Raw genomic sequence first — 20,749 nt, 5'->3', positions numbered from 1 at the left:
TATAAGGGTGCTATTAACTAAATTCTAATTACATAATCCTATGAAACCTAGGTATTTTTTATTAAGGAATGGTATATTTACAATTATAAATAACAAAAACGTTATTGATAAATAGATATTCCAAAATTAATAAAATAATTTATATAGCAGCACATATAATTAAAATTATGTAATGAAAATAAGGATTTAGTTTTCCTTCTATTTTAAGAGGTTTACGTGGTAAAGCTATCAAATACAGAAATTAGAAAGCTAGATGATGCAGCCAGAGCAGGGTGGTTATATTATGTTGGCGGTAACACACAAGATGAAATTGCTAAAAAGCTAAATATATCTCGTCAATCTGCACAAAGAATGGTCGCATTATCTGTGAGCCAAGGTCTAATTAAAGTTAGACTTGACCACCCGATTGCTAAATGTATGGACTTGGCCGAAAAATTAAAAAGCCGTTTTGGGTTAGATTCGTGTGAAGTTGTACCGAGCGATCCGTCTGAACCATCGTCTACGCTTGGTTTGGCTCAAGCTGGCGCGGCTGAAATAGAACGTCATTTAAAATCAGAACAACCCAAAGTACTTGCTATGGGAACCGGTCGAGTTTTACGTTCATGTGTAGATGAGCTAAGAACTGTTGATTGTCCGCAACATAAAATTGTAGCAATGCTAGGTAATATGGCTTTGGATGGATCGGCTTCACCTTATGATGTTGTAGTAAGAATGGCCGAACACACCAATGCAAAACATTACCCAATGCCATTGCCAGTTTTACCAAGAAGTATTGAAGAAAAAGAACAGTTACATGCACAACAAAATATTACCGGTAATTTAAAACTCGCTAAAGATGCCGATGTAACATTTGTGGGTATTGGTAGCTTAGGTGAAAAGTCGCCATTACATATAGATGGTTTTATTGATGCGCAAGAACTTAAAGAGTTACAAGATCTTGGTGCCGTTGGTGAAATGATTAGTTGGGTGTTTGATAAAAAGGGTAAGCTTTTAGATTGCACAGTTAATCAGCGTGTAGCAAGTACGCCATTAAAAACAAATGCTAACAAACAGATTTATGCGATAGCTGCTGGCGAAGAAAAAGTGTTAGCCATTTTGGGCGCAGTAAGGTCAAACATGATCAGCGGATTAATTACTAACGAATATACAGCTGAGCGTTTATTAAGTATTGATTAAACAAATTGATAAATAAAGTATCTGTATTAGTAATACCTGTTATTGTAATAAAACCACCTAATGTCCGATACCGCCTAGTATTGGACATAGTAAGGGCGCATTTAAGCGCTCTTACTATATATGCATTAACTACCTATAATTTATATTATGTTAAATAGGATAAATAAATACATAACCACGTTACTCACCTTCATTAATTAATGTATAAACGCGATATTTTGACTATTTAATAAGCATTAACCTACTTATCTTAATAGTTAGTCCCTTACTCATTTACGGTATTAGCTTCTTGAACATATAAAAATACCGCTTGGTTATTAATATTATCAAGCGGTATAAACAATGATTACCTAATAGCTACTTTACCTAATTAGATCTAAGCCATTGAAAATAAAGGCTTTTAAATTATCCTGCTAATTTACTAGAATCTTTTATCATTCATAAATTCACTAATGAGCTCAGACACTTTATCTGGATGTTCATCAATAACCCAATGAGCGGCTCTATCTATCCAAATCAATGATGAATTTGGAATTGCTTCTTCTAATATTGGCGCATACTTTGGCTTTTGAAACTTGTCTTCTTTACCCCATATTATGAGTGTTTCATGAGGTAAGCTTTTAAGATCGCCTGTAATAGCTTCGGTATATTCTTTATTGAGCCTGCGCATGTTACTAAATAAAGCGGCTTTTCCTTTTTCATTACTCCATGGTGCTAAGTATATTTTCATCAACTCTTCAGTCATTACGCTCGAGTCGTAAACACCTTTGGGCATGAAATCTCTTAATGTATCTACAAATTCAGCTACAGTTGTTTTTTCTTCTACACCTGGTTCTAGCAAAGGTTCAAATTCTGGTATTGGCCAAGAATCAAAACATACACTATCAATTAAAACCAACCCGTTTACTTTATCCGGATGATTTACAGCCATTAATTGAGCAACACCACCACCAATATCATGTGCAGCAATATTAACTTTAGAAATACCGAGTTCATCCATAAACTTACACATTATTCTACATTGCGCATTTATAGAAACATCGGTGTTAATTGGCATATCAGATTCACCAAAGTTTAGTAAATCAGGCGCTATTACTCGATATTTTGATGCAAGTTTTGGCATCACATTTCGCCATAAAAATTTATTGGTCGGAATACCGTGTATCAATAATAAAGGTGTTCCTTGTCCCATTTCTTGATAAGCAATTTGATGACCTTCTACTGTAACGTACTGTGTCTTGTTCATAATTTTGCCTCTTTAACTTTAAAAATTATAATATTTAGTAAACTATAAAATTAGAATATAGCCTTATAAAGCAAATTCCGTCCCAATATGAGTATTTATTAGTTTTTAAAAAATCTTAATGTTTTAAAAGTTAAACCCTTGTGATTCGTGGGCTCTAGGCTAAATAAATTTACTGATTTTATAATATTACAGCGTTTAACAATTGTGTTTATCAAACCGTTTTAAGAAGTGTGAAACGATGACTCGTATACATGCAACAATTACAAAAGCGTAGTTTGTAATACTTTGAAGGAATAATTTGAAGTAATTATTCTTATTAAAGGACTTTTAAAAATTTAAATAAATTAAAGGTTCATATACGCAAAAGCACTAATAAATATTAGTGCTTTCAAAAATTATAATTTAACTTTTTAGTAAGCTATAAATAAAAAATAGTTAACCGCCCTACTGTTTCTATTTATCATTCCAAAAAATATCTAATATTTTCTATTAATACACTTTGCTTAACTGGCTTCAATAACAGGCCGTTAAACCCAAGCTTTACATACTTGTTATCACTATTTTCGTTTTCACTAAATGTATGAGCGATAATTTTTGTTGCTGATGCGTCAGCATGCTTTCTTATTTTTAGCATTGCGTCGGTGCCTGTAAATTGCGGCATTACTATATCCATTAAAATAATATCGTAAATATTTTGAGAAACCATAAGTAGCGCCTCTATAGCACTTGATGCGAAATCTATTAAAATATTTTCTTCGTTAAGCATTTTTCTAATTACTATTTCTATTAGCAAGTCATCATCTACTAAAAGCAGTCGTTTAGTTTTATTTATTGGCGTTACTTTAAACTCGATAACTTCAGCCATATTTTCAATAGTGTTTTTCATGTTTTACCTCATTACTGTTCCAGTAATATACGCTAATTTATAACGACTTATCTTTTAAAATGCGTGTTATTTGGTTTATTAATACACCTTGTTTTACTGGTTTTAATAGCATGTCATCAAAGCCCTGGTTAACGTATTTTGAATCTGTATCGGGTGTCGATGTATGCGCAATTATTTTAGTTTTCAAATTGTCACTGTGTTTTTTAATTTTTAACATAGCGTCAGTTCCCGACAATTCTGGCATTACTATGTCCATTAAAATAATGTCGTAACTGTTTTGAGATACCATCAACATCGCTTCTATTGCACTGCGCGCGTAATCTATTTTAATATTCTCATTTTTTAGCATCGCTCTAATTACAATCTCAACAAGAGGATCGTCATCAACCAGTAATAGCGTGTTTTGGTGTTTGTTAGTTACTAAACTAGCTTTTACTAAATCATTATTTGTTAACGAGCTACTTGGTACTTCTTGCTCATTGTCTTTACCTTGTTTGGTTGCTATGTTTACCAACATAGAAAGTGATATCGTTGATTTATTCGCGTTACTACTTACAATTATCGCTTTACCACCTAACATTTTAAATATTGAAATAAAAAACTTTAACTCTAATGACACGTCTTTATCATCTATAAAGCGCGTTATATCATCACCCGATATACTTTTAAGCTCAGTTATAAAGTTACTACTGTCGATCAAATTACTTAATGAAAAATCGAGGTATAAGTAATTACGTTTACTTTCATTTTTAATCTGAGCGTTAATTGAAAGCGTTGTATTATTTGATGAATCCAAAACCTCAGTCACTAATTGAATAACCAATTGAGAAATTAACTTTTCATCGCTTGCGACCGTTAATTCAGGCGTAATATTATTTTTAAGAACGATTCTTTTATTTTCAGCCTCTTTAGCTAAAATCGACATATTATTATTGATCATTTGATTTAGGTTTACGTTTTTGGCCTGAAGCTTTAACTTACCTATTTCCGATTTATTTATATTTACGAGTTGCTGAATTACACTTTCGAGCTGGTCGCATGCATCAGAAATATTCCCCACATTGTTTTTAAATTCGTTAAAGCTTATTGGATCTTTAGATATTTCAACTAATGACTTTAAAGATGATAAAGGCGTTTTTAACTGACGGCTAAGCCTTGTAACAAATTTTTCTTTTAATTGATTTGTCTGTTTTGATTTTTCGAGAACATCAGCGAGTAAACATTCTTTTTGATGTGCCTCTGTATCATCTCTAAAGTAGCAAACGAAACCATTAAAATCTGTATGTCTTTGTAATACAGTTATCCACTTCCCGTCTGTAAAACCTATATCTATTAATTGGTTACGGTCATCATCAAGCTTATGATGTTCATGGTAGTGATTTATAATATTATGCTGCTGCGCAATACTTATCAGCTGGCTATACGATAGCTGACTGTTTTGTTTATTCACCTGTGCAAATAAAAGATTAAAAGCATTGTTGGTAATCACAGGAAATTCATGGCTATTAAAAATAGCAAACCCATGCGGCAGTGCATCCAGAGAACTTGAAAAAAGCTCCTCTCTATTGAGTATTAACTGATTTTTTTGTTTTATTTCACTGTGTAAACGCCTTGGTAAACGTAAAAAATAATACACAAACGCGAATACACAAAAAGAGATTAACCCTAATCTAATTAAACTGTATTTAGTTATTTGTGGTCGTACTGTTTTATTCATTGGTTGCACATGCAAACGCCAAGTAGGTGGAAAACGACTGCTTAAAGCGCTAATACTATTTTTAATTATACTCGGGTTTACTTCTCCTTGTTTTCCTAAAGTAAACTGTGGTGTTGCTATAAAAACGTTATAATTTTCAGTGTTTAATTTGCCAATAATGGCTTTTAAAAACTTACTTAAATCAAATGCTGTAAGTGTATAAATAGAGCCTTGTTTTATTTTTATTTCAGAAATTAAGAAGGCCGTATCAGCAACCGTAAATACTTCTACTGCTTGTTTATTCGCTCTTTTATTAAATTTTTCTAACCAGTTTGTAAACCCATACGCGGCTAAATCAAAATTATTTTTTGACCAAAGTGCAAGCTGGTTATACTCATAATCAAACACAACATACCCTTTGTAAGTTAAATTTTTTGAAACCTGACTCTGCACTAAATTACTAAGCTGCTCTTTTGTATAATTATTTTGGCTTTGTAAAAAGCCTGCAATAACTAAATCTTTTTGAGATATGTACAATCCTTGATTATCAAATCGCTCTAATGCATTAAATAACGTTTTACGTAATTGCTGGGTTTGTTGATTGTAATTACTTTGCAGCTCTTTTTTTTCAATAGTATAAAGAAGTAATGCAGTGAATGAGCATAATACTAATGCAATTAAAAATGCGACGGGCGCTAAACTAAATACATGAATATACTTTTCACCATAATTTTTTTTCTCAGGCTTAGTACTTTGATTACTTACTGAATCTGAATTTTTATTTAACTGTGTCTGTAATAATTGAGCAAATGAAATAAACTGATCTTTTTGTGAACCTATTAATGTTTTAGGTGCTAAATCGGCCATCAGCACTACGCCAATTAATTTATTAGTGACACTATAAATTGGATATTGTGCATAAAAACGAATTAATTTGTGCGTGTTGTTTGATACATCATCAAAAAAGGTATCTTCAAATAAATATAGTTTTTCTTGTCTACAGCGTTTTTGATAGCTTAATAACTCATTTTCGACGCTTTCTTTATCGTTGCAGGTTATTAACTGCTCTGAATAAACTTCTCTAAAATCGATAAATTTAACAATTGGAACATCATAAAACTGTTTTAGTAGTGTTAGCGTTTCTTTAATTTCTGTTGATATTTCATCAGTTTGTGTATCTGCTACATTAGCATGTGAGGTAAATATATTTGAGGCGTTCATTGACGTTCTCCTTCCCCTTTAGGGGGAGTATGTATCCACGTTGTACTGTTTTGGCCGCTATGTACTGGCAGTAAAACTTTAAATGGTGGTGTTAAGCTACTAAGTGCTGGTTCGCCTGTGGTGATATTAATTACTTGTTCTGCATTAACTAAATTAAGTGATGTTTTGCAATATGTAATGCCTGGCTCAATCCCTATTAAGCTCAGTGTTTCACTAATAATAAGGTTATTTACTAAATCAATACCGGCGAGCTCAAATGTAGTTTGTAAAATAGTGAAGACGAGTGTCTCTACAATGTTTTCATCTTCTTCTAAGCGTGTCCCTTCTGGGCAGCATATAGTGCCAAGCTCTATATCAAAGTTTGTTCCTATAAGAACGAACTTAAGCGCTTTAAGTGCTTCTTTTAAGAGGGATTCTACTTCGGGTAAATATAAATCAAGTATGTCGCCTTGCGATTCGTACCCTGCTTGGCATGTGTCACATGATAGCGCCAACTCTCGACCGTCGGTTCCTACAAGTGGATGACCCAAAGCGGTCAAGCCAACTAAACAACTGCTGTCGGCCGGTTGCTTATCTATTTCAAAGCTTTCACAAGGTGAGCCTGTTACTACTTTTTGCGATACATAACGAGATAGAATTTGTTCACTATTAGCTGGGCATTGTTGTGGCGTACTTCTTAATAACTGACCAATAACGGTATTACCTAACTGCCCTATTGCATAATTTGGACCTCGCTGCAGCGCATTTATATAACTTACATTACCGGTATTATTTAACTTGCTAACACCTTGGCTGTCTGTTGCTTCGTCACTTAAGCCCTTTAAACACGGGTTACCTTGGCAATTTGGAGCATCGTAATAAACAGCTTCTCGCGAGGTAAACCTATCGTCTCGTATGCCTATTAATGCCCTGTACGTGTTGTTTGCTCCACGGTCTGTATAAAATATGAGTGGTGCTTGATGCTCATCAAAACTTACTGCAATACCGAGTGGTCTATTGTTAGCATCAACGACAGTAATTTGATTATCTACCTTAGTTTGATGGCGCTTAATAAGGGCATCTCTGACTAAAATAACCCCGCCAATTGAGCCAATAATTAAAATTGTTATAATCAATATAAGCTCAATAGTAAGTATGTACCCTTGTTGATAATGCTTTTTCATATCAGGCTCCTATAACACTTCTACAAGCATTTTAAGTACGTTCATTACTTGTAATGCTGCGGGAAAAAACACCAATACCAAAAACATCGGAAAACAAATTAAGATAATGGGAAAGGTTGTGTGCATCGCTTTTTTGTTTACCTTTTTAGCGAGTAAAATGTTCTTTTTTAGAGCTAGGCCTTCAAGTTGAGCCTCTACTGCTTGGATAAGTGGCGTACCAAGTTTTGAACCTATCAACATTAAATTGGCGAGTTTTTTAATGCCCATTACACCCGTTCTTTCAAAAAGTGAGTTAAATGCAATTTCTCTATCTTTACCTGCGCTTAATTCAAATAAAAATAACTTTAGCTCTTTGTATAATGGATGTTTTTGACTTAATCCATGATCAACCGTCAGTGCAAATGAGCGCTCTAATGAAAATCCAGCGCGCATGTAAACTAGTAGCACCCGTAAAAAAAACTCTAAACTATTATTAATAGTGGTTTTGCGTTGATTTTTACGTAATAAAAACCAGCATTCGGGTGCAAAAAAACACATAAAACACAGTAATAATTTAATCGATTGGCTCAGCTCATAACCTGTTAGCTCTATAACCGTAAATGCACTAAAAGTAGCAGCCACTTTGAAGCAGTACAGGCTTATTAATATTTTATTAATTTGAATCCCTGCTTGTCTTAGTTGACGTTTAGAGATGATGATTAGCGGATACCAATTAATGTTTTTAGTATCGGGTTTATCTAATTCAACTTTAAGAGATTGCCTATGAATATGGATAAATGACCCCATACTTACTAAAAGTCCGATAAGTAAAAGTATATCAATCATAATGTTACCCTTAAGCTAAGGCGTAGCCATAAAAAACCAAATAGCTGACAAAGAAGCGCAACCGTTATAAATGCAATACCATTAGGGTCGTTTAATAATGGTTCAAACCAGGTTGGATCGGTATAGCTAAATAAAGGAATTAGTGCGTAAGGTAAAAAACCACTAAATACAGCAGCATATTTAGTACCCGATAGCTTTGCTTTTAACTGTTGGCGATCGAGAGTTCTGAGTGACATCATGTTGCATACGCTTTTTAGCATGTCAGTTAAGTCACACTGGCTTTGTGTATGCGTGATGATGCTATGAGCAAACAATCTAACTGTTTCGCAGTTGTATCTTTGGATTAAAGGAGCAAATGATGTTTCGGCTTCACTACCCATACTCATGCGTTGTAATAGCAAAGTACTTTGCTTTTTTATGTATGGGTCTGCATGTTCATCAGCAAACTGCATTGATTGCTGCAGCGATAAACCGGTGCTTAAACACGATTGCACGGTTTCTATAAACTCTAAAAAATGATGCTCAAATTTTGCTAATTTATAATGAGCCAAGTCAATCACAGTTATAAAACAGGTTACAAAAACCACGATTGAAATAATAAACGCGCTGGTTGATGCCTCTGGATAATATAATTTAGCTAAAAACCATGAGCTACTAGAGAGCGAGCACGCCATGCTTATAAACCAGGCGTTACTTATGTTTAAGCCTAGCACTCGTAGTGACAGAGTAAGTACGTCTTTTTCTTCTAAAATATCTACTTTTTTAGTGCCTTGGCTGCTTTTATTTTTAGCATACAAAGAAACCAACACACTAGTTGCAAGTACAAAGGTTATAACCGCCGCTATAGCTAATAAATAATCAAGTTTAGTCATTGTTAGCTTCCGGGTTATTGTGCAGTAATGCTTTTAATTCTTTTGCATTTGCGCCTTGGCCTTTCATAAACTCAATAACACTTGAGTTATCTATTAACTCACTTTGTACTGGCTCTGCTTCGTTAATACTATAAAGCGGGCTAAAATGTGCGCCGCCATTAACACGCTTAATTTCACCAATACTTTTTAGAGTTCGGGTGCCATTAGTTGAGCGAGAAACATGCACAATAAGTTGAATACTTGACGCGATTAGCGAACTTGTATGGGTATCGCTCAGTTGTGCATTGTGTAACTGCACTAAGGTAGATAAACGAATAACGGCATCATTTGCGCTGTTAGCATGTATGGTCGTCATAGAACCTTGGTGACCACAGTTCATTACTTGGAGCATATCGATTACCTCGCCTGAGCGTACCTCTCCAACAATTATTCTATCTGCGCGCATTCTAAGGGCTGCTTTTACTAAATCTCTTAGGCTAACTGCACCTTTACCATCGCTGTTTGTGTCGTGGGCTTCTAATTGCACAACGTGGTTGTGATGCAAATTAAGTTCTGCGCTTTCTTCAATGGTTACAACACGTTCATTCGGATTAATTGAGTTGGCAAGTACGTTTAATAATGACGTTTTACCAGCCCCGGCATTGCCACATACTAAAATATTAACGCCTGTTTTAACTGCACTTTTTAAAAATGATAGGATGTTTTTATCTAAAAAATGGTTATTAACTAAAAAGTCATCGTTTATTTTTTTATGGTTAAATTTACGAATAGACACAATAGCTGCGCTGGTACACGCAGGCGGTACAATAATATGAACACGGCTACCATCTTTTAGTTTGCCATCAACAATTGGCATAAGCGCATTCACTTGTCGGCCACAACCATCAAGTAAGCGATCAACAAATCGGCGTAAATGGCGTTCGTCATCAAACTTACTGGCTGTGCAAAGTAGTTTGCCTTGTTTATCAATCCAAATATCTTGCGTGTCGTTTATTAAAATATCACTCACCTGATCGTCCAGCATAAACTGTGCAATAGGACCCAGACCCTGAATTTCATCAAATACAGCCTGAACAACCTGCTCTTGTTGGTGTTGATTAAATGAAGATTGATTAAATTGTGGAATTTCACTGCACAAAGCAGAGATTTTTTCGAGAACATTACTTGATAAAAGCGCGGTTGGTTCTTGTTCGTACTCTTCGATAACGGCATCATGCAATAGCTTTTTAAGCTCTTCAAAGGTACTTAAACTGGTTTGAACTTCTTCATGTTTGCTTGATAAATTAAACATAAAAACTCACTTAGCTACATATACAGCTTCATTTTTAACGCCTTTAACCACTTCGATTGTGCGACTGGTTTGTAAGCGTGAAAAGTTTTGCAAACGACCTTGTTCAATGTCATAAGCGCTATGCACAATAATTGAAACTTTGTCGGCGTTATCTATACCCGCCAACGAATAAACATCTTTTGGAAGTACCGCAAGGACTAATGAAACACCGCCCGTAGCAGAATTAGACTCTTTAGTTAAATTATCCATTACGCCACTTTTTGCGGCTTGCGATTTAGGACCTTTTGAAACACCAATAAGCTGTACATCACGGGCAACTGTTCTTACTAAGCGATTAGTTTTAGCGACTATGTCGAGTCGGTCACCTTTGTGTATGCGCGAAAGTGGAATATCTAAGGTGTTTAGTTTTAAAGTATATAAAACACGCCCTGCCGGTATGGCTTCTGATAAGTTTTGGCTTTTCGCTCTAATAAAATCGGTGTCGAACAAGGGTTGTTCAACCATTTTGTTAGTTGCTAATTTTTGACCAATTAATGCACGCGGATTTTGAACGCTCAGTGCAATATTTGAATAGTTACTTGGATCTATACTTTTTTGCTCTACATCGTGAACGGTTACTGTTTGACCGGCCGACATGTTTTTGTTTACTACCCAAGCTGTTACGCTATTTTCATCGTTTACCTGTCTAATGCCCAAAGCCGAAGCTAACATGCCAGAGGTGATGAGTAATGTGAGAGCCGCAGTGGTTGCGCCTTTGTTACTTTTACTTTTCATAATATTCCTCCAGAGTAACTTTCACTGCCACACTTTTGTGGCAGTGAGCCTTAAGCTTGGTATTCAAACCTGGTTGCCTTATATTGGGTACCTTGCGTTAGTTACCTTGCGAACCGCCAGCTGCTGTACGTGTTGAAGCATCGCCGCTTGGTGTTGCATTAACAAGTGCGGCACTTTCACTAAAGTCTGATGCAACAAAAGTGAATGAACTGCCATCGCCTGCGTACACATCAACTGAATCTACAAACCCAGAGCCAGACACTTCAGCAGTGCCTTCGGCGTTAATCATGCCGTCAAATACATAGCTTTGGTCAAGTGAGCCAATTGCTTCAGCTACATCTTCAAGTTCGCTTGTTACCGAGTCACGTAATGTAGATAAACCAATTACAAGTGCTGCTACCATTGAAGTAGAAAGAATGATTAGCTCTGACGTTAGTACAAAACCTTTTTGCTTTTTGCTATTTAAGTTATGTTTAATAGTTTTCATAATCGTAGCCTTTAAATTAGAAGAGCTTATGCTCACTTTACATATTGCGAGGACCATGCCACCTATAAATAACCATTAAATACAGTTGGTTATGTTTTTAATGGTTATTGTTTATTAGATGTTTTCATTTTTGATTTGCAAAGTGCAAATCAATATTAAAAATATTTTAGATAAATAATGCTAGGTTTACGTTATTGAAAGTATTATTAAAACTGATGGATAGTGTAAGGGGTAAATATTAAAAGCAGTCTTGTGAGGTTACGTATAAAACGTAGGATGAGCGTAAGCTTTACTCCTATTTTTGATAAATAATAAAGTGGTTTTGGCCCTAAATAATGCCAAATTTTAGGTATAAAAAAAGGCCCGAAGGCCTTAAGAATAACAATTACCTAAAACGGAGAGTTTACCGCGCCTAGCAAGTGCTTTTTTATGCGTGGGTTCTGCACGTAAAACTTGCTCATAGTAGCCACAAGCCAATAAATTATTGGTATTAGCTTCTTCAATTAACCCTTTATGGTAAAAATAGGCAGTGCTATTTAAACCAAACTTAACCGAAAGCTCTAAGTAGTTTGAAGCTATAACGTAACTGCCCTGAGCATAATGTATAGAGGCCATTTGCAGGTATGGTGAAGCATGTGTACCAAAAACATCAACGCCGTATTGAGCAATACTTTTTGCTTTAGCTAAATTACCTTGCTCTATTGCTAACGTAACCCCTAAAGTAATTGCATTTAATGGTGGATTAGCTTTATTCAGTAATGTGTTTATAACTTGTTGAGATTGATTAGCACGGCCACTTTTATAAAGTACGTAGGCCGATATTGAAAGTATTGCCGTGTTATCGGGGTGTTCAAGCATTAACTGATTCACCTCATGCACTAGGTTTAAACAGTTACTTGCATTTATACCTTCACACTTTAATGGTTGGGAATTTAATTGGTATTTTTTAACGATGTCACTCAACGCGTTGTAAGGATTTACTGTTGGCTTGTAATCAATATGAGCGCAACCCGATAAAGTAAGCAGTAAAATAATATAAAATATTTTCATAGCCCTTGCTCCTGTATATAGCTAAGTAACTGGGTGTCTATATTTGCCTGTTCCCACGAACGTAAGGTATTAATTGGCTCACGCACCAGGTTTGGAGTAACAACAATAATTAGCTCGCGGTTGTTTTCACTTTTACTGGTTGTTTCGCTTAACTTTCCTAGCATGCTATTGCCGTTGCCATCAGGTACAAAGTCGTGGCTTGCGTTGTTATCGGTGCTAATTAAGCCACCAATAATAAGAGGTTGTCCGTCTTTTAAACGTGTTGATGTTTGCATGCTGCGTGTATTAAATGCACTACTGTTTAAACTGCTGCCTGTACTTTGTGCAATTTCGGCGGTTAACGTGGTATCGGGTAATGAAATTACAGGGTTTAGATCAAGTGTTATTCTGTCTTTGTCGTCAACCATGGCGCGTACATTTAATTCAACTCCAAATGATTTAAATTCTGTACCGCTAAACACCGACCCACTACTACCTTGCTGCCCGCTTGTAATTCCTGAAGGGCTATAACTTGTAGGTACAGGTACTTCACCACCGACTTTAAACACGGCACTTTCACCGGCTAAAACCGTGATTGTAGGGCGAGAAAGCGTTCGAGAAATACCTTCTTGTTCAAGTAATGAAAATAACATATCAATGGCAAACTGTGAGGTAGAAAGCTGTAAGTTATTAGTTAATTGACCGCCAATTAATTGCAGCGCATTTTCTATTGTTGCAGAGCCAGATTCACGATTAGTCATACCGTCACGGCCAAATAAACCCGCTTCTTTTTCATATCCATTAGAGAGCACGCTAATATCTGGGCGCCATTGCTTTAACCTACGTTGATTTACTTCGTATAGCTGCACCGATACACGCACTTGCGGTAAATCTTCAACTTCAATACTCGACAAAACTTTACCGCCAGCCACTGACAGCAACGTTGCTCTTGCAATATTAGAACTCACATTACTTAAATTTAATCCTGAGGTAGCATCATTTATTAAACCGCCTGACTCGTTGGCAAGTACTTCAATACCTGAACTTTTATCCTGCGTTGCGCCGCCCATTAAATTATTAGGATCAAGAGGAGAACCCTGAGTTTGTAATGCTTGCTCTGGTTCGAATAATTTATTAATTGTATTTAATAAGCGCACTAGCTCTATCTGGTTTTTTACAGAGCCGGAAAGTAAAAACACATCGTTGTCGTCATTTGATAACTCATCAACCGAGATGCGTTTAATGGTCACTTTATCTGCGCCCATTGATTTTATTACTTCGCTAATACGTTCTTCTTTAGGCTTGGGTGCTTGAGTTACTTTTATTAAATTAATAATAGCGACTTTACTCGAGTTTTGAGAGCTGCCGCCGTTTGCGTTACCCAAGCCTTGCAAGCGTTGAGCAAGTGAATTAAACATACCTTGGTTAGGATTTGAGGTGATAACGGGTTGTGATGCTTGTGAGCTACTGGCATAAAGGTAGTTTTTTGCAGCTTCATAAGCGGCATGACGATAATTTATAGTAGGTACTTCACCACGTAATACAACAGCATGGCGATCAGGCGCTATGGTTAGCTGTACGTCAGGATGGATGTCGTTTAAGGCATTTTCTAGTACGCTGTAGTCTTCGGTTACGCCAAGTAAAAATGTTTCAGAGCTTTTATCGTCGTACCACACCATCATAGATGTACGGCCCAACTTTTTAGCTAAAATTAGTAGCTCACGGCCATTTACCACGTTCACATCAAGTGTTGTTTCGTGGCCAAGTGCAATACGAGAAATATCACGGGTAAACACAAAGCGAGTATGCGTCCATTTAACTAAGTGCGATACTTTTTGTACCCGCTCACCATTTGCATTTTCTATATAATCTAAATGACTTTCACTGCCCATAGCGGTAAAAGATATTAGTAATAGTATAAAAATAAATTTTAACATAAGCCTTTCCCTCAATTTGCTTACTGTATAGGTAGCAAGTATGAGACCAAGGGTTTTTGTATTTATAATCAGTGGATTAAGATGTATAAACGTGTTTTTTTATTATTTTGATTCGCAAATTGCAAATCAACAATTCATGAAGAGGTTAACAAAGAAATAAGAGCAGAGGTGTGTGGCGCAAAGCGAGTGAAAATACGCTTTACGCTAGTTTTAATTAATGCAAAGCGGCTGTAAACGGGATGCTTTCACAGATTTTAGCTTCAGCTATAAGCAGCTCTTCTAGACGAACATCAACTTCTTCTTTTTCAAAGTATTCGTAAGCTAGTTCTACAAATAGGTTTTTATGTTTTTCTTCTGACTTAGCAATAGCAACATAAAAGTCTTTTTCTTTACCCTCAGGAAGCGCTTGTGCAACTAAAGAAAAACGCTCGTGGCCACGTGCTTCAATTACACCGCCAACCAGTAATCGGTCCATTAAAAAACCATCACGACCGTGTCTAAACAGTGCACGTATTTGTTTTATGTACGGGTCTTTTTTGTCGTCACCTAAGTTTACATCTCGCTCTAAAAGCAATTTAAGTACTTGTTTAAAGTGTATTAATTCTTCTAGCGCTAAGTCGGTCATAGCTTTTACTAATTTACGTTTGTCTGGATAATGCGAAAGCATAGACATAGCCATACCCGATGCTTTTTTTTCTGCAGCGGCGTGATCTTGTAAAAAAGTATTAAAGTCAGCAAGGACAACTTCGGTCCATTCAAATGGGGTGTGGTATTTTAATTCAAACATGTTCTGTACAACTTAAATAATAATGCGGGGATTTTAACGTATTTGATTTAAAAAATCTTGTAAGGCAGTAATTTATCTATGCGCCCTTTAGAGGTAGATTCAACTTTTAACGGGTGTTTAATATCGTTCCACGCGGTAACTTTGCCACCCATATTCATTTTTTCAAAATCAGTTTTATCACTTTTTAACGCTAAAAAATTGCATAGCTTTTTATAGCTATCAGGCTTTGCTATATCAATGGATAAAAAATCGTTGTCACGGTTATTAAAGTACGTTTGAGCATCATTAAAATGTGTTTTATAGCAGTGAGCTAAGTAACTATCGTCGCTAATATTATTAAGCGAAAGCTCACTAAACGTATTTAAATAACAGCGTTTTATATGAATATTAAAGCCCCCGTCTGCACGGGTTAAATTAGTGTGCATACGCGTTAAAAGCTGTTTTATTGATACAAGCCATGCACCAAGTTCGCGCTCTAAATAAATAAACTTAGAGTCTGGGTAATGAATATCAAGCGCTTTAAAGTCATTAAATATGGGAGTGTCGGCAATCGCGTTAGCATTTTCAAAACAAGCATTAGTATACGCGGTATGCGCCGTTGTAATACCAAGCTCTAAAAATGCGTGGCACACACTAGTAGTGCCGGTACGCGGTAAACCTATTATAAATATTTTGCTCATTAACTTTTCTTTAATTAGCCACGTGTCACTAGCAATACAAAGGCGCTAACAATAATCACCAAAAATGTAGTAATGGTACCAATTTGGCGATATTTCAGGCTTTTTTCTACTATGCCTAAATTTTGAAACACACGCCCTATTAATAACGCACCACCTAATATATGACAGTAATGGCTAGCAAGCCCTTGGTATTCTGCTAAAAAAAGCAAAATTAAAGCAATTGGCACGTACTCCATAAAGTTAGCGTGGGCACGCACAGCACGTTGTAGCGTTGCGTTACCATTATCACCAAGTGATATCTGCTCCGCGCGGCGCACTTTTATTACGTTAAAGCTCAAATAAATGTAAAAGAATGCAAGTAATGCAGCATAAGTTGAAATGATCACGGCGTTTTCCTGTTATTTTTATCGCATAAGCATGCGCTTTATTATTGTGGGCGTGATAATAACATATAAATTTGAGCAGCATTATCAGAAGTTTAATAAATGCCTATGCTAAGCTAAGGGTATTAAGTAAGTAGAAAATTACATAAGGATTTTATGTTTGTACCTCGCAAAGTAGCCGACAGTTACCGTGAAATGATTAACAGTATTGGCTTTTACCCTTCTATGCTTTCAGTGGGCTTTTTAGTATTTGCCATTATAACTATGTCGGTTGAATATTTAGCCCCTATTGAGCAGCTAAAATCGTTTATATCGGTTGTACTTGTTGATAGCGCCGAAAACGCGCGTACTATTTTAAGCACTTTAGCGGGGAGTATTATTTCGCTTACCGTGTTTAGTTTTTCGATGGTAATGGTGGTTTTAAATTCGGCCAGTGCGAGTTTATCGCCCCGCGTAGTGCCTGGGCTTATTACGCGTAAATCACACCAAATGGTTTTGGGCTTTTATTTAGGCAGCATAATTTACTCAATTATTATGCTTATAAACATTAATAAACTTGAAGGTGGCAGTACGGCTATTCCTTCAATTGGTGTGTTGTTTGCACTTGTTTTTGGCTTGATTTCATTAGGTTTATTTGTGTTTTTTATACATTCAATCTCTCGTGCCATTCAGGTTGATAACGTATTAAATGGCTTGTTTAGCCAAACTAAAAACGAAATTAAAACAATAATACTAAGACAGCAAGAGAACCCAGTTGAAGACTTTCCAGACTTTAGCAAGTGGCATTCGGTAAGCAGTAAAACAGAGGGATATTATAAGGGCGTACATACCGATAAGCTGTGTGCCATTTTGGCAGAGCAAGATATAAAGGTGTATATCTCTGTTAACCAAGGCTATTTTACAGTTAAAGGTTACCCGTTTTTAAAATGTAATAAAGATATAGCAAACGATGAAGAGCTGATAAATAAAATTCTCGACTGCTTTATTTTTTATATAGAAGAGTACATCAGCGATCATTACCGTTATGGGTTAACGCAAATATCAGAGATTGCAGTTAAGGCAATGAGCCCGGGTATCAACGATCCTGGTACTGCGGTTAAATCAATTGATATGCTGAGTATTTTACTTATTCAAAGGCTTTCAATTAACGATATTAACTACTCGTTTAAGCACAGTGATAATGCCCCATTGTTGTACCTTCACGAAACAAGCTTTGATGAGTTATTACACGACAACTTTACACCGCTGCGTAATTACGCCAAAGGCGATGCATACGTAATGACAAACGTGCTTGAGGCATTTAAAAATATTTTGTTTGTTGCCCATAAAGATACCGATGCACGCAACAGTTTATTTAATTATTTAAATGCAATTGTTGATGACATAAATGAGCATGTAACTAATGAATACGACAGGCGCGAAGTAACTAATATGCTCAACTCTATAGCGCGTATTAGCCAAGAGCAAGGTGAGAAGTTGGTGGCACGTTTTGAGCACCACTAGGGCGTGTTGAATTATTTGGATTGAAATTTGTTCAATCTAGGGGCGATTAAATCGCGGCGCGAGGTTTGTAACCTAGTGGGCTCGGTAACTGCTCCTGCGTTACTCTAATGACTTACATCCATGTAAGAATAAGTAAAAACCGAGCAACATAGAGTTAATCGTCCCTAGGAAGAACCTATATTTTAATCTATGTAGTACACAGCATAGCTTGAGGCCGTAACTTTAATCTCTCCAGCATGGTAGGCATCAGGTACATAGTTACTTGGTGCGCTATCAGCCATCATTACTTTTTCTGCACGCATGTACGGCTGCGACTGCACATTGAGTGGACTTAGTGATGCGCTGTACAAACCTTTTAAGTCAACGCCATAATCTTCACTAAACTCTTTTGCTGCATCCCGTGCGTCTTTAATTGCTAACTTTTGCGCTTTTTTATGCAGCTCGTTGTAGTTACTTGCTAAAAATTGCGTTTGATTAATTTCGTTAATACCGTTGTTAACTAAGCTTTGTAGTAACTCAGGGTATTTATTTATATCGCTAAGCTTTACAGTTAATGTACGAGAAACCTTAAAGCCTTTAAATTCTTGATTACCGGTAGTGCGGTTGTATTGGCTATCACGGTTTATTGAGATTTGCCCGGCGTTTATATCTCCCTCTTTAACACCAATTTCTTTAACGAGCTTAATTGCTTTAGCGATGGTTAAGTCGGTTTTATTTTTAGCAGCAATTAAGTCTTTATCAACTTCAGTAATACCTACACTAAGCTGTACGTAATCTGGCATTGTAGTAAGAGTCGCTTCGCCCTTAACATAAATATGAGGAGCATCGGGTGTCGCTGCCGCGAGTGCATCAAAACTAAGTACGTTTAAAGCCAGTGCACTACCTAAAACAAGAGCCAGTGTTTTCATTAGTCGATCCTTTAATTTTGTAAATGCTATTAAAGACCTTACGTGGTTAATTAAATATGAACAAGCACAAAAAAACAGGCAATTGCCTGTTTTTTGTTAAGCGTTGTAACTGTGCCTACAACGTTATTTATTTTTAATTACATATAAACCTAATTAAACACTACAACGTTTATAGTTACGGTATTTTGGTAACCAGTAATTTTTGTCGATTGCTGCCCATAACGCATCATCAGTAATCTCAAGAGCAACGCCCTCTTCGATTGCTTTTTTAGCAATGGCAAATGCAATACGCTTACTTAGCGTTTCAATTTCAGTTAAGGCTGGTAATAAACTGCCTTTACCTGTGTTTGCACGCGGCGACGACTCTGCAAGCATTTCGCTAGACACACTTAACATAGCATCTGTAATGCGTGTCGCTTTAGCGGCAATAACCCCTAAACCAATACCAGGAAAAATATAGCTATTGTTACATTGTGGGATTGGGAAAATTTCACCGTTGTGTTCAACCGGATCAAACGGGCTACCTGTTGCAACAAGCGCCTTACCGTCAGTCCACTTAATCACATCAGCAGGATGCGCTTCTACCTGCTTAGATGGATTACTCAATGGGAAAATAATTGGCTGTTCACAACCGGCGTGCATTGCACGAATAGCCTGCTCAGTAAACAAACCAGGTTGGCCTGAAACACCAATTAAAATGTCTGGTTGTGCACAGTGCATAACATCAAGAAGTGATGCGTATTCACCGCTGTAAGTCCAATCACTTAACGAGCTTTGCGGTTGTGCAAGTGCTTGTTGGAAATCGCGTAAGCCTTCCATACCCTCTGAAAGTAGGCCAAAACGGTCAACCATAAATACTTGGCTACGCGCTTGAGCTTCTGTAATACCTTCAAAAACCATTTGGCTAATAATTTGCTCAGCAATACCACAACCAGCAGAACCTGCACCCACAAAAACTACTTTTTGTTGGCTTAGGGTTGAATTTTTAACACGACACGCAGCAAGTAAAGAACCGACCGTTACAGCCGCAGTACCTTGAATGTCATCGTTAAAGCTACAAATTTCATTGCGGTAGCGCTTAAGTAACGGCATTGCATTTGGTTGTGCAAAATCTTCAAACTGAAGTAATACATTTGGCCAGCGACGTTTAACCGCTTTAATGAATAAATCTAAAAACTCATCGTATTCGTCTTGAGCAATACGCTTATGGCGTGCACCCATGTACATAGGATCGTTTAAAAGCTTTTCGTTATTAGTACCCACATCAAGCATTACAGGCAATGTGTATGCTGGGCTTATACCACCACACGCAGTGTAAAGTGACAATTTACCAATTGGGATACCCATGCCACCAATACCCTGATCGCCTAGGCCTAAAATACGCTCGCCATCAGTTACAACAATCACTTTTACTTTACCTTTGGTAGCGTTGCGTAAAATGTCGTCAATTTGGTAACGATCTTCATACGAAATAAATAAGCCGCGTGCGCTGCGATAAATGTCTGAGAATTTTTCACAAGCGTCGCCAACTGTCGGCGTGTAAATGATTGGCATCATTTCTTCAAGATGATCACGCACTAAACGGTAGTAAAGTGTTTCGTTGTTATCTTGAATCGCACGTAAGTAAATATGCTTATTAAGGTTGTCGGTAAAGCTAGAATACTGCTGATAACAACGCTCAACTTGCTCTTCTATTGTTTCAAAGCGAGGAGGAAGTAAACCAGCAAGATTGAAATTTTCGCGTTCTTTTTTACTAAAGGCACTGCCTTTATTTAATAGCGGTGTTTCAATTAGGCCAGGGCCAGAATGATGAATATATAAGTAGTTAGGATCAGTATTAGTTGTCATATTTCCAGGCTTTAACGGAGTCTTAAGTTATGATCTG

Annotated in this window: 18 protein-coding genes; 2 read left to right on the top strand and 16 right to left on the bottom strand. The window is 36.6% G+C overall.

Annotated elements, in window-relative coordinates:
* Positions 1-216: 216 nt before the first annotated feature.
* Complete coding sequence (locus tag I6F66_RS10320; protein ID WP_197119856.1) at positions 217-1,176, top strand: sugar-binding transcriptional regulator; 960 nt, start codon at positions 217-219, stop codon at positions 1,174-1,176.
* Between the two features lie 421 nt (positions 1,177-1,597).
* Here the strand turns inward: I6F66_RS10320 and I6F66_RS10315 are convergent, their stop codons facing one another.
* The 14 genes from I6F66_RS10315 to I6F66_RS10250 all read right to left on the bottom strand — a co-directional run bounded on the left by I6F66_RS10315 (position 1,598) and on the right by I6F66_RS10250 (position 16,456).
* Positions 1,598-2,422: an alpha/beta fold hydrolase gene (locus I6F66_RS10315; RefSeq protein ID WP_197209241.1), complete on the bottom strand. Its 825-nt coding sequence runs from the start codon at positions 2,420-2,422 to the stop codon at positions 1,598-1,600.
* 460 nt (positions 2,423-2,882) lie between these two features.
* Positions 2,883-3,308 carry a response regulator gene (locus I6F66_RS10310; RefSeq protein ID WP_010552799.1) on the bottom strand — a complete coding sequence of 142 codons (426 nt, stop codon included), beginning with the start codon at positions 3,306-3,308 and terminating at the stop codon, positions 2,883-2,885.
* Positions 3,309-3,345: 37 nt separating this feature from the next.
* Positions 3,346-6,225, bottom strand: a complete 2,880-nt coding sequence (locus tag I6F66_RS10305; RefSeq protein WP_197209240.1) for a hybrid sensor histidine kinase/response regulator — start codon at positions 6,223-6,225, stop codon at positions 3,346-3,348.
* Positions 6,222-7,388: a hypothetical protein gene (locus tag I6F66_RS10300; RefSeq protein ID WP_197209239.1), complete on the bottom strand. Its 1,167-nt coding sequence runs from the start codon at positions 7,386-7,388 to the stop codon at positions 6,222-6,224. Before I6F66_RS10300 ends, I6F66_RS10305 begins: the two co-directional genes overlap by 4 nt.
* Before the next feature lie 9 nt (positions 7,389-7,397).
* Entirely contained in the window at positions 7,398-8,213 is an 816-nt protein-coding gene (locus I6F66_RS10295; RefSeq protein WP_197209238.1) for a type II secretion system F family protein, read from the bottom strand.
* On the bottom strand, positions 8,210-9,085 hold the full coding sequence (locus I6F66_RS10290; protein ID WP_197209237.1) for a type II secretion system F family protein: 876 nt from the start codon (positions 9,083-9,085) through the stop codon (positions 8,210-8,212). Before I6F66_RS10290 ends, I6F66_RS10295 begins: the two co-directional genes overlap by 4 nt.
* Positions 9,078-10,376, bottom strand: coding sequence for a CpaF family protein (locus tag I6F66_RS10285; protein ID WP_197209236.1), 1,299 nt, complete (start codon positions 10,374-10,376; stop codon positions 9,078-9,080). The genes I6F66_RS10290 and I6F66_RS10285 overlap by 8 nt, the downstream gene beginning before the upstream one ends.
* A gap of 6 nt (positions 10,377-10,382) precedes the next feature.
* Positions 10,383-11,150 carry a hypothetical protein gene (locus tag I6F66_RS10280; RefSeq protein WP_197209235.1) on the bottom strand — a complete coding sequence of 256 codons (768 nt, stop codon included), beginning with the start codon at positions 11,148-11,150 and terminating at the stop codon, positions 10,383-10,385.
* 97 nt (positions 11,151-11,247) lie between these two features.
* A complete protein-coding gene (locus I6F66_RS10275; RefSeq protein ID WP_197209234.1) occupies positions 11,248-11,637 on the bottom strand; it encodes a hypothetical protein in 390 nt (129 codons plus the stop codon).
* A 372-nt stretch (positions 11,638-12,009) separates the two neighbouring features.
* Entirely contained in the window at positions 12,010-12,687 is a 678-nt protein-coding gene (locus I6F66_RS10270) for a lipopolysaccharide assembly protein LapB (protein WP_197209233.1), read from the bottom strand.
* Positions 12,684-14,603 (bottom strand): pilus assembly protein N-terminal domain-containing protein, encoded by a 1,920-nt coding sequence (locus I6F66_RS10265; RefSeq protein WP_165728636.1) that lies wholly within the window; start codon positions 14,601-14,603, stop codon positions 12,684-12,686. The genes I6F66_RS10270 and I6F66_RS10265 overlap by 4 nt, the downstream gene beginning before the upstream one ends.
* A 214-nt stretch (positions 14,604-14,817) precedes the next feature.
* Entirely contained in the window at positions 14,818-15,390 is a 573-nt protein-coding gene (locus I6F66_RS10260) for a tRNA-(ms[2]io[6]A)-hydroxylase (protein ID WP_007586685.1), read from the bottom strand.
* A 47-nt stretch (positions 15,391-15,437) separates the two neighbouring features.
* Positions 15,438-16,070, bottom strand: coding sequence for a sulfotransferase (locus I6F66_RS10255; RefSeq protein ID WP_166378899.1), 633 nt, complete (start codon positions 16,068-16,070; stop codon positions 15,438-15,440).
* A gap of 14 nt (positions 16,071-16,084) precedes the next feature.
* Complete coding sequence (locus tag I6F66_RS10250; protein ID WP_007586689.1) at positions 16,085-16,456, bottom strand: MAPEG family protein; 372 nt, start codon at positions 16,454-16,456, stop codon at positions 16,085-16,087.
* Between the two features lie 153 nt (positions 16,457-16,609).
* Here I6F66_RS10250 and I6F66_RS10245 point away from each other — a divergent pair, with 153 nt between their 5' ends.
* Entirely contained in the window at positions 16,610-17,956 is a 1,347-nt protein-coding gene (locus I6F66_RS10245) for a DUF2254 domain-containing protein (RefSeq protein ID WP_165728638.1), read from the top strand.
* Between the two features lie 182 nt (positions 17,957-18,138).
* Here I6F66_RS10245 and I6F66_RS10240 read toward each other — a convergent pair whose 3' ends face one another.
* Together I6F66_RS10240 and I6F66_RS10235 are read right to left on the bottom strand one after the other, a co-directional pair.
* A complete protein-coding gene (locus I6F66_RS10240; RefSeq protein ID WP_197209232.1) occupies positions 18,139-18,864 on the bottom strand; it encodes an SIMPL domain-containing protein in 726 nt (241 codons plus the stop codon).
* A 153-nt stretch (positions 18,865-19,017) separates the two neighbouring features.
* Positions 19,018-20,712, bottom strand: coding sequence for an NAD-dependent malic enzyme (locus I6F66_RS10235; protein ID WP_197209231.1), 1,695 nt, complete (start codon positions 20,710-20,712; stop codon positions 19,018-19,020).
* Between the last annotated feature and the right edge of the window lie 37 nt (positions 20,713-20,749).

This window comes from Pseudoalteromonas sp. NZS100_1, assembly GCF_015864285.1.
GTDB classification, from domain to species: domain Bacteria; phylum Pseudomonadota; class Gammaproteobacteria; order Enterobacterales; family Alteromonadaceae; genus Pseudoalteromonas; species Pseudoalteromonas arctica.
Note: the sequence above shows the minus strand (reverse complement) of the source record. Positions and strands in the feature narration are given on the sequence as shown.

Excerpts from the sequence above, each read along its gene's own strand:
- I6F66_RS10285 (WP_197209236.1), bottom strand. The coding sequence starts at position 10,376 with ATGTTTAATTTATCAAGCAAACATGAAGAAGTTCAAACCAGTTTAAGT.
- I6F66_RS10305 (WP_197209240.1), bottom strand. The coding sequence starts at position 6,225 with ATGAACGCCTCAAATATATTTACCTCACATGCTAATGTAGCAGATACA.
- I6F66_RS10275 (WP_197209234.1), bottom strand. The coding sequence starts at position 11,637 with ATGAAAACTATTAAACATAACTTAAATAGCAAAAAGCAAAAAGGTTTT.
- I6F66_RS10310 (WP_010552799.1), bottom strand. The coding sequence starts at position 3,308 with ATGAAAAACACTATTGAAAATATGGCTGAAGTTATCGAGTTTAAAGTA.
- I6F66_RS10280 (WP_197209235.1), bottom strand. The coding sequence starts at position 11,150 with ATGAAAAGTAAAAGTAACAAAGGCGCAACCACTGCGGCTCTCACATTA.
- I6F66_RS10315 (WP_197209241.1), bottom strand. The coding sequence starts at position 2,422 with ATGAACAAGACACAGTACGTTACAGTAGAAGGTCATCAAATTGCTTAT.
- I6F66_RS10295 (WP_197209238.1), bottom strand. The coding sequence starts at position 8,213 with ATGATTGATATACTTTTACTTATCGGACTTTTAGTAAGTATGGGGTCA.
- I6F66_RS10300 (WP_197209239.1), bottom strand. The coding sequence starts at position 7,388 with ATGAAAAAGCATTATCAACAAGGGTACATACTTACTATTGAGCTTATA.
- I6F66_RS10255 (WP_166378899.1), bottom strand. The coding sequence starts at position 16,070 with ATGAGCAAAATATTTATAATAGGTTTACCGCGTACCGGCACTACTAGT.
- I6F66_RS10265 (WP_165728636.1), bottom strand. The coding sequence starts at position 14,603 with ATGTTAAAATTTATTTTTATACTATTACTAATATCTTTTACCGCTATG.
- I6F66_RS10260 (WP_007586685.1), bottom strand. The coding sequence starts at position 15,390 with ATGTTTGAATTAAAATACCACACCCCATTTGAATGGACCGAAGTTGTC.
- I6F66_RS10235 (WP_197209231.1), bottom strand. The coding sequence starts at position 20,712 with ATGACAACTAATACTGATCCTAACTACTTATATATTCATCATTCTGGC.
- I6F66_RS10290 (WP_197209237.1), bottom strand. The coding sequence starts at position 9,085 with ATGACTAAACTTGATTATTTATTAGCTATAGCGGCGGTTATAACCTTT.
- I6F66_RS10245 (WP_165728638.1), top strand. The coding sequence starts at position 16,610 with ATGTTTGTACCTCGCAAAGTAGCCGACAGTTACCGTGAAATGATTAAC.
- I6F66_RS10240 (WP_197209232.1), bottom strand. The coding sequence starts at position 18,864 with ATGAAAACACTGGCTCTTGTTTTAGGTAGTGCACTGGCTTTAAACGTA.
- I6F66_RS10270 (WP_197209233.1), bottom strand. The coding sequence starts at position 12,687 with ATGAAAATATTTTATATTATTTTACTGCTTACTTTATCGGGTTGCGCT.